The following is a 14,078-nucleotide window of genomic DNA, read 5'->3' on the forward strand; positions in this document are numbered from 1 at the left end:
TAAAGTCTTTATCTCGATAAAGCAAATGCGATACTAGCTCAGTTGGTAGAGCGCAACCTTGCCAAGGTTGAGGTCATCGGTTCGAACCCGATGTATCGCTCCAAATTAAGAAGCCCGAACAGAAATGTTCGGGCTTTTTGGTTTCTGACGTTTAGCTTTTACGTTTAAGAACTCTTCTTGTTCGAATCCGCACTCAACATTCATTTCTATCTCTGTTTCAAATTTTGCAATCAAGTTAGTTTTTAAAAGCGAGATTCCCTATGAACTCGTTCCTCGTGCTAGGGAATGACGGAAAGACGCCTTGACCTCAAAGTCTCTCTAGTAACGTTTATAACCCCACGTCGTCATCCTCGGGCGTGAGGAACGATTGAAGCGGGGATCTCTTGCCGCTTGCTGATTAACTTCAGTTTAATCTATTGCATCAGGTAACTTCTTTAATAAAGCCATACATCGACATGTTGTTCGGGACTCCCTATGAACTCATTCCTCGCTCTAGGGAGTGACGCCATGACCTAAAAGCTTCTCTAGCAACGTTTATAACCCCACGTCGTCATCCTCGGGTATGAGGAACGAATGAACCGGGGATCTCTTTCCCAAACGATAGTGTGACGATATTTACAGCAATTGCTTAGCCACCGCTGCTATTTATCAAGCTATTACTAAAAACTATTGATCGTTCATTTCACTTTATGTTACTTTTCCGCGCAATCTCGGAATGAAAATGTTCAAGAAGAGCAACGATTGCTTCTGGGGGATACGCGTAGTGACCATTCTTGCTGATTGGGACATTACGTAGGGTAGGTATTGGCTAGTCCTTTAGCTGATAGACGGGATACTTATGGCGCAGTTCGTCATGTTAATGGGAAACCCAACATTGAACACACTAATTACAACATTGCTAATCAGCTCTGCATTTCCAAAGGGACCAGCTCCTCATAGCTGCCCGATCCTGCAAAAATGTCCAATTCTTCAAAACAGTAGCATTACTGAACCTTGAGCTCACGCTAACAATTTATCGCTGTCTTAAGACGGCTTAATTTCGTATTCGTCATTTGACTTATGCGAGCGTACAGCTATATCTCATTTCTAGACAATACGTGTACTTCACTATGAACTCTCTCCAAATTTAACGAGAGTTGGTGGGTAATTGCGTCTGATGGAGGTGAGTATGAACACATTCAAGGGGACTTTTATGACTACCGCCTTTGAAGTCGATATCAATACTATCGCAAATTCATTTTCAACTATGGTTCCTATCTTAGAGGGAACGTACGACCTAACACCTGACGCTATTTTGCTAGAGCAAGAACAGCATGAGTCGGATGTTCGCTCTTACCCAAGACGCCTGCCTATTGCTATTAAACGAGCATGTGGCGCTTTAGTTGAAGATACTCGTGGCCAACTCTTTCTCGATTGCTTAGCCGGTGCAGGTACACTTTCTCTGGGTTACAACCACCCTGAGATTAACCAAGCACTTAAAGACCAACTCGATTCTGGTTTGCCATACCAAACACTTGATATCACGACTCAAGCAAAAGAGACGTTTATCAAGCGAGTTAAAGCTTTTCTTCCTCAAGACTTTTCAAATAACTCGGTTCTTCAATTCTGTGGCCCATCTGGCGCTGACGCTGTGGAAGCGGCGATCAAGCTCGCCAAGCAAACCACAGGTCGCAACACCATGTTTGCTTTCCGTGGTGCTTACCATGGTATGACGAACGGCACCATGGGTATGATGGGTAACCTCGGCACTAAAGAGCGTCGTAGCGGCTTGATGTCTGATGTGCACTTCATGCCTTTCCCATACAACCTACGCTGCCCGTTTGGTATTGGTGGTGAAGCGGGTGCTAACGCGAGCATTCGTTACATCGAACGTATGTTGAATGATGACGAGTCTGGCATCATGAAACCGGCGGCGATGATCGTTGAGCCTGTGCAAGGTGAGGGCGGTGTGATTCCTGCTCCAGCATCTTGGTTACAAGGCCTACGTCGCATCTGTGATGAGCACGGCATCCTACTGATTTTTGATGAGATTCAGTGTGGTGTGGGCAAAACTGGCCATCGATTTGCGTTTGAAGAGTCTGGTGTTAATCCAGATATCTTATGTTTATCTAAAGCGATTGGTGGCGGACTGCCTATGTCGCTGCTTGTGTTCGATAAGAGCATTGATACATGGAAAGCGGGTGAGCACACCGGTACATTCCGTGGTAACCAATTAGCAATGGTCTCTGGCGCTAAGGCGTTGGAGATCATCGAACGAGATGGCTTAGTTGAGCACGCGAACATCGCAGGCCAATATTTACGTCACGGGCTTGAGAAGATTCAATCACGCGTTAGCTGTATTGCTGAAGTTCGTGGTAAAGGCCTGATGCTCGGTGCTGAGATCAAACAACCAAATGGTGAGCTTAACAAGTTTGGCGAACCACAATCAGACGGCGAACTAACCCTAGCGATTCAACGAGCAGCGTTAGAGCGTGGCTTGATGGTTGAAAAGGGTGGTCGTGATGGCTCGGTAATTCGTTTCCTTCCGCCAATGATTATCTCTTTTGAGCAGATTGACTTTGCACTCCGCGTAATGGAAGAAGCGATCATCGCAGCTGGTGGTGGCTTACAACAAGACCCAACTTCAAGCGAACAAGCAAACCAAGAATGGAACAAGCATTTCATCCATACAGGTTTAGGCGGTAGCGACGAATTTGCTAACGTGATGAACCAAACCACTCAAGCGATGAAAGCGGTTTTTGAACAGGTTGAAACCCCTTATTCGGGTTTAGATCCAAAAGTGCTAGAAGCAGCTATCAATGCTGTCGACCTTGATAACAATCAACACGCTTTGGTTGATGTTGTAGATAGTACTGCAGACCTTGTCGCTGCAAACTCCATCTTCGTGCAACACCCAGATTGCATTGCACACCTTCACACTCCTCCTCTTATGGCTTCGGTAGCAGCGGAATCGATTATCGCGGCATTGAATCAATCAATGGATTCATGGGACCAAGCATCGGCTGCGACTTATGTTGAGCAGCGCGTTGTGGATTGGATGTGTGACAAATACCAACTTGGCGCACAAGCTGACGGTGTTTTCACTAGCGGAGGCACGCAAAGTAACCTAATGGGTTTATTGCTTGCGAGAGACTGGGTTGCGGATAAGCACAATGGTCATTCTATCCAAAAGCTTGGCTTACCAGAATACGCGAGCAAGCTGCGTATCTTATGTTCAAAGAAATCTCACTTCACGGTTCAAAAGTCAGCCTCTCTACTAGGGCTAGGCGAAGCGGCAGTGTGCTGTGTTGATACCAATGCAAACGGCACTATCAAGCCTGACTTGCTAGACGCAGAAGTGAAAGCACTGAAAGCACAAGGTCTGATTCCTTTTGCTGTGATTGGTACCGCGGGCACAACCGATCATGGTGCTATCGATGACCTTGATGCGATTGCAGAAATCGCAAGTCAGCAAGATCTTTGGTTCCATGTCGACAGTGCATACGGTGGCGCGCTTATCTTGAGTAGCCACAAGGCTCGCTTACAAGGCATCGAAAAAGCGGACTCTGTGAGTGTCGATTTCCACAAATTGTTCTATCAAACAATCAGCTGCGGCGCGGTATTGTTGAAAGACAAAGCGAACTTTAAGTACCTTCTACATCACGCAGATTACCTAAACCGCGAACACGATGAACTGCCAAATCTAGTGGATAAGTCTATTGCGACCACCAAGCGTTTCGATGCATTGAAAGTCTTCATGACGATGCAAAGCGTTGGACCAAAGCAGTTGGGTGATATGTACGACCATCTTCTTGAGCAAACGCTAGAAGTGGCAGACCTGATTCAAAACCAAGCTGACTTAGAGCTACTCGCAGAGCCGTCACTATCAACAGTGCTGTTCCGATCTAAGCCGTCAGCAAACGGCGAGCTAGATTTAGACAAATTGAATCAAACGCTAAGACTGGAAGCGCTGACTCGTGGTGTTGCAGTACTCGGTGAAACGGTCGTGGATGGTAAGAGTGCGCTTAAATTCACTATCTTGAATCCGTGCCTAAAGACATCAGATTTCAAATCTCTAATTAACAAAATTCAAACTCTAGCCACTGAGCTAGCAGAACAACAAGGGTAATTAATACTATGGCTATTCTACAAATTGGTGCAGGCGGCGTTGGTTGGGTTGTTGCACACAAAGCAGCACAAAATAACGAAGTACTGGGTGATATCACAATCGCTTCTCGCACAATCGCGAAGTGTGAAAAAATCATCGAATCTATCAAGGGCAAAAACAACCTTAAAGATTCAACTAAGAAACTAGAAGCACGTTCAGTAGACGCTGATGATGTTGATGCGCTTGTTGCTTTGATTAAAGAAGTTCAGCCGGATCTAGTGATCAACGCTGGTCCTCCTTGGGTAAACATGGCAATCATGGAAGCATGTTACCAATCTAAAGTTTCTTATTTAGATACATCGGTAGCGGTTGACCTATGTTCTGAAGGCCAACAAGTACCACAAGCTTACGATTGGCAGTGGGGCTACCGTGAGAAGTTCGCTGAAGCAGGCATCACAGGTATTCTTGGTGCTGGTTTCGATCCAGGTGTGGTATCAATCTTTGCTGCATACGCGGTTAAGCACTTGTTCGATGAGATTGACTCAATTGATGTAATGGATGTGAATGCTGGTGACCACGGCAAGAAGTTTGCGACAAACTTTGACCCAGAAACCAACATGCTTGAGATCCAAGGCGATTCTTTCTACTGGGAAAATGAAGAGTGGAAACAAGTACCTTGTCACTCTCGTATGCTTGAGTTTGAATTCCCGAACTGTGGTTCTCACAAAGTTTACTCAATGGCGCACGATGAAGTTCGTTCAATGAAAGAGTTCATCCCAGCTAAGCGTATCGAATTTTGGATGGGCTTTGGTGATGCATACTTGAACTACTTCAACTGCATGCGTGATATCGGTCTTCTTAGCCCAGATCCGCTAACACTGCACGATGGTACTGTGGTTCAGCCTCTGCATGTTCTTAAAGCACTACTACCGGATCCAACATCTCTAGCTCCTGGTTACACTGGTTTAACGTGTATCGGTACTTGGGTTCAAGGTAAGAAAGATGGTAAAGAGCGTAGCGTATTCATCTACAATAACGCAGACCACGAAGTGGCTTACGAAGACGTAGAGCACCAAGCGATCTCTTACACAACTGGTGTTCCAGCGATTACCGCTGCACTTCAGTTCTTCCGTGGCGAATGGGCTGATAAAGGCGTGTTCAACATGGAACAGTTAAATCCAGATCCGTTCCTAGCAACTATGCCGGAAATTGGTCTAGATTGGCATGTTCAAGAGCTTGAAGCAGGCCAAGGTCTTCCAGTGATTCATGAGCTGAAAAAATAAGAACTGATTTCTTGTTTTGATTGCTAATTAAAGGGGACATGGATTGTTCCCTTTTCGATGATGATAGCCTTGAAGCTTTGGTATCATTTATTTTGATTTTGTAACTCACTGCGCTCGGACAGGACAAAATCAAAATAAATCACACCAAAATTGTTAATTTACCTTTCCATCTATAGATGCTGCTTGAGTGTTTACAAAAATGACGTTTAAGAAAGAAGAACTAAAAACCCCATATTTCATGATCAACGAAGACAAGTTGATTGCGAACTTAGAAAAAGCCAAGCAACTGAAAGAGATTTCAGGTGTGAAATTGGTACTTGCGCTTAAGTGCTTCTCGACTTGGGGCGTGTTTGACATCATCAAACCGTACCTAGACGGTACTACTAGTTCTGGCCCTTATGAAGTGAAATTAGGTCACGAAACTTTTGGCGGTGAAACTCATGCTTACAGTGTGGGCTACAGTGAAGATGACGTGAGAGAGGTTGCTGACATCTGCGACAAGATGATCTTCAACTCTCAAAGCCAACTTGCTGCTTACCGTCATATTGTTGAAGGTAAAGCTTCACTGGGTTTACGTTTAAATCCGGGCGTGAGCTACGCAGGGCAAGACTTGGCGAATCCAGCACGTCAATTCTCGCGTTTGGGCGTGCAAGCTGACCACATCAAACCAGAAATTTTCGATGAGATTAATGGTGTGATGTTCCACATGAACTGTGAGAACAAAGACGTCGATGCGTTTATCGGCCTGCTTGATTCAATCTCAGAACAGTTTGGTGAGCACTTAGATAAGTTGGACTGGGTGAGCATGGGCGGAGGTGTGTTCTTCACATGGCCTGGCTATGACATCGAAAAACTCGGTCTTGCGCTGAAAGCCTTCTCTGAAAAGCACGGTGTGCAGATGTATCTTGAGCCGGGTGAAGCGATCATCACTAAAACAACCGACCTAGTTGTGACAGTGGTCGATATTGTTGAGAACGTGAAGAAAACAGCGATTGTGGATTCAGCGACTGAGGCGCACCGCCTTGACACGCTTATCTACAATGAGCCCGCATCAGTATTGGAAGCATCAGAAACAGGCAGCCATGACTACGTGATTGGTTCGTGTTCATGTCTTGCGGGCGATCAGTTCTGCGAAGCGAGCTTTGATGAGCCACTTAAGATTGGTCAAAAGCTGCATCTGTTAGACAGCGCGGGTTACACAATGGTGAAATTGAACTGGTTCAATGGCCTTAAAATGCCTTCAATCTACTGTGAACGTAGCAGTGGTGAAGTTCAGAAGCTAAATGAATTCGGCTATGAAGACTTCAAACGCTCATTATCACAATGGTCAGTTAAGTAACTGAATCACAAATTCAGAGCAATACAAAGAGCAGCTAATGAGCTGCTCTTTTTTGTTCTTTAATTTTGTTTATTTAGCTTTCAATCATCACACGAGTATCTTCACTGAGCGTTTCGAGTTCATTAACTACGTCGTCGATCTGTACTTCGATTGGCAGCTTAACGGCGATTTTTGATGTGAATAGACTTGAGCTAACACCGCCGCCACCAGCGATAAAGACGCGGTGACAATCCATATCGAGAATACTGATTCCTTGTCTATCCAATACATGAGTCACTTCGTTGACGATACCTGCTCGGTCGTTAGAGTCGAGTCTCAAGTGATGGACCGTGTCTTGAACATTGTGTGTATGATCGGAATCGACAAACTGCACGATGAGATCTGGATTGGCGCTGAACGCTTCTTTTACAATCGATTCGTTGATGGCTGGAAGTTGAACCTTTAGTACGCCTGCGACTTGGTCTTCAATAAAGTTCACTTTACTGATGAGCCATTTGCCGTCGTTTTCGTGAGTAACCGCAGCAAGCTGTTTGATTGTTGCTGGTGATGCTTTTCCGATAAAGTTTACGATAAATGTACTGTTCATATCAGCCCCCAAGTTTTCAATTATTCTTTGCTAATTAAATGTTTGATATCACGCGATAAAGTTCTTTAATTTCAGTGTAGAAGGTTACATCGAACAATGTTTGACCTAGGTCAATTTTTGAAACTAAGCTTCGATGCAAAAAAAGAGAATGAAGAGTAGGGCACAAAAAAAGCGGCTAGAGAGCCGCTTTTTAGAAGAGTTGTCACTGTGATTGATGATTCAGCAACTTATATTCAATAACTTATATTGAGTAGTACTAGAGACGAATTAGAACGTTACTTTGAAGTTCATACCAACAAACTGAGAGTCGTATGGTGCGCCAGCATCGTAAGCAAAACGTGCAGCGTCTTGGTTATCCCACCAAGGGTTAGTATTCAGGTTAACTTCTGCATCACCGCCCCATGCGTCACTTACCCAGTAGTGAATGTGTCCAACAGGGTTAAGGAAGAATAGCGACACATCACCCATGGTTTGAGAGCCCATCACTTCGCCACCTGAAGCAATGATATCCTGCTCTGCTTCTAGCATCATTTCACCGACAACCGCACCGAAGAAAGGTGTGATGAAGAGATCTTGCCATGAAGGTACTTCTGCAAACGCTTCTACGCCGTATTCCCAGAAGAACGTCGACATAGTCCAAGAGTATAAGAATGACTCAAACTCGTCGTAACCTGCGTGTCGAGCTGCGGTGTAGTAAACACCACCGAAATATGGGTGCATTACGTAGTTTAGGAAGTGTTCGTCACGGTCCCATGTTGGACCAGCAGAAACGTTATCTTTCCACTTTTTACCTAATGAGCTGATATCACGTTGGTCATCATCCCACTTAGTGATACTTTCAGGGAGCAGAGTCATTAGACCCACTGTCGCGACACTCAAGCCAAGAATGGTGTAGGTTTGACCCATTAGGTAATCCCAATCTTTCTCCTGACTCACCAACATGTGTTTTGGTTGTTGGATTGAGAAGTCGTACTCATCACTCGATTCGCTCAGTGCGTAATTGGTACTAGGCTTGTAGGTGTACAAGTTGTCATTAAAACAGTAATCTTGAGCACATTCATCCGAGTAAGAAAGGTTGATTGGCAGGTCGAAGTCGTATTGGCTTGCAACCGAGTTAACTGACATTAGCATTGAAAATGCGGCAGTAACCTTTGCTAGTAACGGTGATTTGGCCACAAGGGTCTCCATGAGAAAGTTTGGAATTGATCAGGGTCACAATTATCTATTAAATGCCTGATTTAGGGAACTAATAATTTATAGCTTTTCCTAAGAAAACCTTAGGTTTAACATTATTAATATTAATATTAATGAAAAGGCGAATTGATCCAAATTCAACCATAGACCAGTTTGTAAATAATGCAGTGTCTTTTTATGACAACAAGGGATAGAAATATGACGAAAATCGCAATGTTAAGCACAGGTGAAGAAGTTCTTCATGGAGACATTGTAGATACAAACGCAGCTTGGATGTCTGCTGAGTTTTATCAGCATGGTTTTGCGCTTGCTAAGCGCTCAACTGTGGGTGATCAAATGAATGCTCTTGTTGAAGAACTGCTGATGCTGAGCTTTAACTATGATGTGGTTATCGTTAATGGTGGTTTAGGCCCGACAACCGATGATATGAGTGCTGCCGCCGCTGCAGCTGCTTCCGAGCAGAAACTCGTCATGTTCCCTGAATGGCTTGATCGTATGGAAGAGATGTTCTCTGGACGTGGCATGCCAATGCCAGACAGCAACCTTAAACAAGCTTTGTTACCTGCGAGTTCAGAGATTGTCGATAACCCTGTAGGGACGGCTTGTGGCTTCAAACTGAAAATTAACGATGCGACTTTCTATTTCACGCCGGGTGTACCAAGTGAATTCAAGCGCATGGTGACGTTTGAGATTCTTCCTGACTTGTCGTGTACCTACCCTCAAGTGGTTGCCTCTGAATGCAGTCGACTGTTTACGTTTGGTTTGTCTGAGTCCGGTATCTCTGATGTTTTGGATCAACTAAAGCTGCCAGAAGGTTATGAACTTGGTTATCGCTCTTATCTGCCGTTCATTGAGGTCAAACTGTTTGGTCCTAAGGCAGACTTAGAAACTCGCGTTAAGCTCCTGCAGATGGTTTACAAGCTGCTAGAGAGTAATGTCGTTAGTGTTGATGAGCCGATGATTGACCATATTGGACACATCATGGCGGAAAAAAAGAAGACGTTATCTGTGTCTGAAGTGTCGACCAAAGGTTCACTGTCAGCGTGGCTGCAATTGAATGAGCAGATAGAAGATTGCTTCGGACACTCATGGGTGATGGCTGAGCCAAAAGAGAGCGAACTTGAAAAGAGCGATCCATTAGCCGCGACCTTTGCGCTGGCTGGAGCAACAAGAGATAAGTGCGGAACTGAATTGGCTTTGGTGACTGGTAAGCTGGAAGGCAACACATTCAGCGTTGCATTGTCGACTGAAGCAGGCGAGTGGGGGCAGGTACTTGAGTTTTATCGTCAGTACTCGCGTGAAGACCAACGCAACGTGATTAAGACCGTTGCCGCCGATATGCTGAGAAGGCATTTAGATAACAAACCGATGTTTGGTACTTATTCTTCGGTTAAGCGATTAAAAGACATGTTTATTCCAGCGGCTATCATTAAGTAGCTATGTAAGCTAACGATGTAAGTGAACTCGCTAAGTCTGTATTAAAAACGCTAGAAAAAACGAAATAAAAAGGCCCAACATCTAAATAGGTGTTGGGCCTTTTGTTTATCTAGCCTTCTAGATAACCAAACAAGCAGCGATGTCTACACGCAACTCATCTCTGTAAGAACTCGATTACAAACCGCTTGTCATATGTAGGCTGTAGAACAAACCACGGCCGATTAACTCTGAAGCCAAGAACAATACTAGTGCTAAGCCAAGGTTAACTGGGTTCACTTTTGCTTTGTTCAGCATAGGTAGAATCCAAATCAACAAGCTTGCCATTAGCAGTGCCACTTGAAGAATCACATAGCTACCTAAACCATCGACTAACTCAGACGCTTTTGCCGCTGAAGTTTGGATGTCTCCGATTAGGTTCAGTTTTCCTACTGTCACAAGCAAGCTGATAGCAACAGCGATAACAGCCAACATGGTGATGTTACGGTCAACCGTAAAGCGGCTGTCGTTTGCGAATACAATCACGAACTGAGATAACAGCAAGCCACCCACAACCATCGTCATGATGAAGCTCAGTGGTGTGTAGATGTTGTCCCACGTCGGTACTGTGTTGATCATGTATACGTTGATCATCGCGTACATGAAGATAACACCCAGTACCATCGCGCCAACCATCAGTGCTTTCTGGATAGCAACGCCACCTTTCTTGACTACCGACAGTAACCATTGCAGGCCACCGACAGCGAAGAATGCCGCACCGAAGAACACTTCGTTAGACAACCAAGCCGAACCTAGCTGATTAAAAGCGTTAAACGCGCGCAGTGGAGAGCCAAGGTGCGTTGTCGAGAACATGAAGCCAAGACCCATCAGTACCCATAGGATAAACATTGGAACCTTGTAGCTGTTCAGCTTCTCTTCGTCATGACCAAGTACCAGTGCACGTGCGCCAATCAGTAAGTAACCACCAACCGCAGTTTGCGCCAGCACCGTAAAGAAGATTAAAGACCACTCATGAAAAATCATCTTACACCTCCTTCGGGTTTGCTAGGTGACCGCTGGTATCGCCAGTCGGCTTCGCGTTTTTGTTCAGCTTAATCACGATGTTTGGTAGCGTTTCTGTTGAAGATGGCAGTGGAGCCACATCCGCACCAGAGCCGTACTTCTCGCGAAGTGTATTGATTTCACCAAACTCCAATGCACGAAGTGGGCAAGACTCAACACAGATAGGCTGTTTGCCTTCAGAAACACGTTGGTAACAACCATCGCATTTCGTCATATGACCTTTCTTAGCATTGTATTGTGGTGCGCCGTAAGGACACGCATTGCTACAGTGCTGACAACCAATACATACGCTCTCATCAACCACAACCAAACCGTCTTCATCACGTTTGTGCATTGCGCCCGAAGGACACACTTTCACACACGCTGGGTTAGTACAGTGGTTACAAGCGATAGATAGGTAGTAAGAAAAGACATCTTTCTGAACCCAGGTATCACCATCTTGAGTGAAGCCACCACCGGCATATTCGTATACGCGACGGTAGTTCGTTTTGATGTCTAGATCGTTATAATCTTTACAAGCAAGCTGACAGGTTTTACAACCCGTGCATTTACTTGAATCAATGTAAAAGCCGTATTGTTTCATTCCAACCTACCTTATGCTTTCTTTAGCGCTTTGATTTGAACTAGGTTTGTATGCTGAGGGTTACCCTTAGCAAGTGGGCTCGGGCGCTGAGTCGTCAGCACGTTGATAGAGCCTGCATGGTCGATCTTCTGACCATCTGGTGCGTACCATGCACCTTCGCCTAGTGCGACAACTCGAGGAAGAATCCTAGGTGTCACTTTCGCTGGAATATGTACTTCGCCACGGTCGTTGAAAATACTCACCATGTCGCCGCTATCAATACCACGTTCTTTTGCATCGATTGGGTTGATCCACAACTCTTGCGGTGCTGCTGCTTTGATTTCTGCAACGTTGCCGTAAGTCGAGTGAGTACGAGCCTTGTAGTGGAAACCGGTTAGCTGAAGTGGGTACTTCTCTGCTAGTGGGTCGTTATGACCTTCGAAAGAGTCCGCGTAAATCGGAAGTGGGTGAATCACTTCGTCTTCTTTCAGCTTCCAAGTCTTCGCGATATCAGCCAGTTGCTCTGAGTAGATCTCAATCTTGCCACTTGGTGTAGTCAGTGGGTTCGCTTCAGGATCTTTGCGGAAGTCTTCGTAAGCGATGTAGTGGTGGTCGTAGCTACGTTTGTAGATACCCAGCTCTTTCATCTCTTCGAAGGTTGGCAGTGTTGGATCGTTCTTACGAGTTTCTGCGTAAAGGTGCTCAATCCATTGCTCTTGAGTACGGCCTTCGGTGAACTCTTTTTCTACGCCCATGCGTTTTGCAAGCTGAGTACACATCTCGTAGATAGATTTCGCTTCAAACTGAGGCTCAATCGCTTTCTGCGCGTAGATGAAGTAAGGCATGTTCGCCGCTTTACCGTCCATACACCAGTCGTCTTGCTCAGACGTTGTTAAGTCTGGCAGGATGATATCGGCGTATTTCGCTGAAGAAGTCATATGGTTATCAACCACGACAATCATTTCACACGCACTTTCATCTTGAAGAATCGCGTGAGTCTTGTTGATGTCTGAGTGTTGGTTGATGATGCAGTTACCTGCGTAGTTCCAGATCATTTTGATTGGGTTCTTAAGGCGCTCTGCACCGCGAACACCATCAGTGATGTCGGTCATTTCATGGTGACGGTAAATCGCGTCTGTCCACATGAACATTGAAATAGACGTTTCAACTGGGTTTGGCACAGTAGGGAAGCGCACAAACGGAATGTTGATGTCACTTTCACGAGCACCTGTTGAACCGCCTGATACACCCACAGAACCGGTGAGTAGCGACAGCATTGCGATTGCACGACAAGCTAGCTCACCGTTCGCAGTACGTTGTAACCCCCAACCTTGGTGGATAGCACACGGTTTTGCTGTGCCCATCTCACGACCAAGCTTCACGATAGTATCAACTGGAATACCCGTGATCTTAGAAGCCCACTCTGGTGTTTTCTCTACGCCATCTTCACCTAAACCTAGGATGTAAGATTTGTAGTCGCTGTTTTTAGGCGCTGATGCAGGCAGAGTTTTCTCGTCGTAACCTACGCAGTATTTGTCTAGGAACGGTTGGTCGACAAGGTCTTCCGTGATCATCACGTGTGCAAGGCCGGCAACCAACGCAGCATCGGTAGAAGGACGAATTGGGATCCATTGATCTTCACGACCACCGGCAGTATCGGTGTAGCGAGGGTCGATGATGATCGTTCTTGCGTTCGATTTGTTTTTGCTCTCTACGTAGTGGTGGATCAGACCGCCACCAGACATACGTGTCTCAGCAGGGTTGTTACCAAACTGAATGTTAAGTTTAGTGTTCTCTAAATCAGAGAAAGAGTTGTTGTTTGCCCAACCGCCGTAGGTGTAGCTCAAGCCTTTCGTGATTTGCGCTGTTGAGTAGTCACCGTAATGGTTTAAGTAACCACCACTTAGGTTCATTAGGCGAGCAATCAGCGTTTGAGCTGGTGGCCAAGATTTAGTTACTGTACCGCCCAGCGTACCTGTACCGTAGTTTAGGTAGATAGTGTCGTTACCGTAGTCTTTGATAAGGCGTTGCATGGTGCCAGCGACTTCATCGTAAGCCTCTTCCCAGCTAATACGTTTGAATTTACCTTCACCACGTTTACCCACACGTTTCATTGGGTATTTCAGGCGATCTGGGTTGTAAACACGGCGGCGCATCGAGCGACCACGTAGACACGCACGAACTTGGTGATGACCGTATTCGTCAGTACCTGTGTTGTCGGTTTCTACGTATTTGATTTCACCGTTTTGTACATGCATACGCAGTGGGCAGCGAGAGCCACAGTTTACTGTACATGCACTCCATACGATTTTCTCATCCACATTCTCAGCAACCGCAGCCGCTACTGGTTTGGATTTGAAAGGTAAAGCGATACCGCCCGCAAGTGCGGCTGCACTACCTACTGCAGAAGAAGCTTTCATGAAGCCTCTTCGAGTAAGATTCATTACCCCAGATTCTTTCTTATTCGTCATTCTAAGATGCCTTTTGCTATTGATGGCTAGCACTTTATAGGTAGTTTGTTTTTTATGTTT

Annotated in this window: 9 protein-coding genes and 1 tRNA gene; 5 read left to right on the forward strand and 5 right to left on the reverse strand. The window is 45.5% G+C overall.

Annotation, left to right across the window (positions count from 1 at the left end):
• Positions 1-27: 27 nt before the first annotated feature.
• From A136_RS18055 to nspC, 4 genes are all read left to right on the forward strand, one after another.
• Positions 28-103: transfer RNA gene (locus tag A136_RS18055), tRNA-Gly, on the forward strand.
• Positions 104-1,168: 1,065 nt separating this feature from the next.
• A complete protein-coding gene (locus A136_RS18060; RefSeq protein WP_017063549.1) occupies positions 1,169-4,108 on the forward strand; it encodes a pyridoxal phosphate-dependent class III aminotransferase in 2,940 nt (979 codons plus the stop codon).
• Positions 4,109-4,116: 8 nt separating this feature from the next.
• Positions 4,117-5,370: a carboxynorspermidine synthase gene (locus tag A136_RS18065; RefSeq protein WP_017061002.1), complete on the forward strand. Its 1,254-nt coding sequence runs from the start codon at positions 4,117-4,119 to the stop codon at positions 5,368-5,370.
• Between the two features lie 199 nt (positions 5,371-5,569).
• On the forward strand, positions 5,570-6,709 hold the full coding sequence (nspC, locus tag A136_RS18070) for a carboxynorspermidine decarboxylase (RefSeq protein WP_017063550.1): 1,140 nt from the start codon (positions 5,570-5,572) through the stop codon (positions 6,707-6,709).
• A gap of 73 nt (positions 6,710-6,782) precedes the next feature.
• Here the strand turns inward: nspC and A136_RS18075 are convergent, their stop codons facing one another.
• Entirely contained in the window at positions 6,783-7,295 is a 513-nt protein-coding gene (locus A136_RS18075) for a glycine cleavage system protein R (protein ID WP_017061000.1), read from the reverse strand.
• 267 nt (positions 7,296-7,562) lie between these two features.
• A complete protein-coding gene (locus A136_RS18080; protein ID WP_017063551.1) occupies positions 7,563-8,471 on the reverse strand; it encodes a DUF3943 domain-containing protein in 909 nt (302 codons plus the stop codon).
• A 216-nt stretch (positions 8,472-8,687) separates the two neighbouring features.
• On the opposite strand from A136_RS18080, the gene A136_RS18085 reads away from it, so the two are divergent.
• Positions 8,688-9,926: a CinA family nicotinamide mononucleotide deamidase-related protein gene (locus A136_RS18085; protein ID WP_017063552.1), complete on the forward strand. Its 1,239-nt coding sequence runs from the start codon at positions 8,688-8,690 to the stop codon at positions 9,924-9,926.
• Between the two features lie 174 nt (positions 9,927-10,100).
• Here the strand turns inward: A136_RS18085 and A136_RS18090 are convergent, their stop codons facing one another.
• The 3 genes from A136_RS18090 to A136_RS18100 are packed head-to-tail and all read right to left on the reverse strand — an operon-like array spanning position 10,101 to position 14,018.
• The gene (locus A136_RS18090; protein WP_017060997.1) at positions 10,101-10,946 is read right to left on the reverse strand and encodes a dimethyl sulfoxide reductase anchor subunit family protein; all 846 of its coding nucleotides are present in this window, start codon (positions 10,944-10,946) and stop codon (positions 10,101-10,103) included.
• A gap of 1 nt (position 10,947) precedes the next feature.
• On the reverse strand, positions 10,948-11,568 hold the full coding sequence (locus tag A136_RS18095; RefSeq protein WP_004733360.1) for a DMSO/selenate family reductase complex B subunit: 621 nt from the start codon (positions 11,566-11,568) through the stop codon (positions 10,948-10,950).
• Between the two features lie 11 nt (positions 11,569-11,579).
• A complete protein-coding gene (locus tag A136_RS18100; protein WP_017063553.1) occupies positions 11,580-14,018 on the reverse strand; it encodes a DmsA/YnfE/YnfF family dimethyl sulfoxide reductase in 2,439 nt (812 codons plus the stop codon).
• Positions 14,019-14,078 lie beyond the last annotated feature (60 nt).

The sequence above is a fragment of the Vibrio crassostreae 9ZC13 genome (genome assembly GCF_000272045.2).
Taxonomy (GTDB): domain Bacteria; phylum Pseudomonadota; class Gammaproteobacteria; order Enterobacterales; family Vibrionaceae; genus Vibrio; species Vibrio crassostreae_C.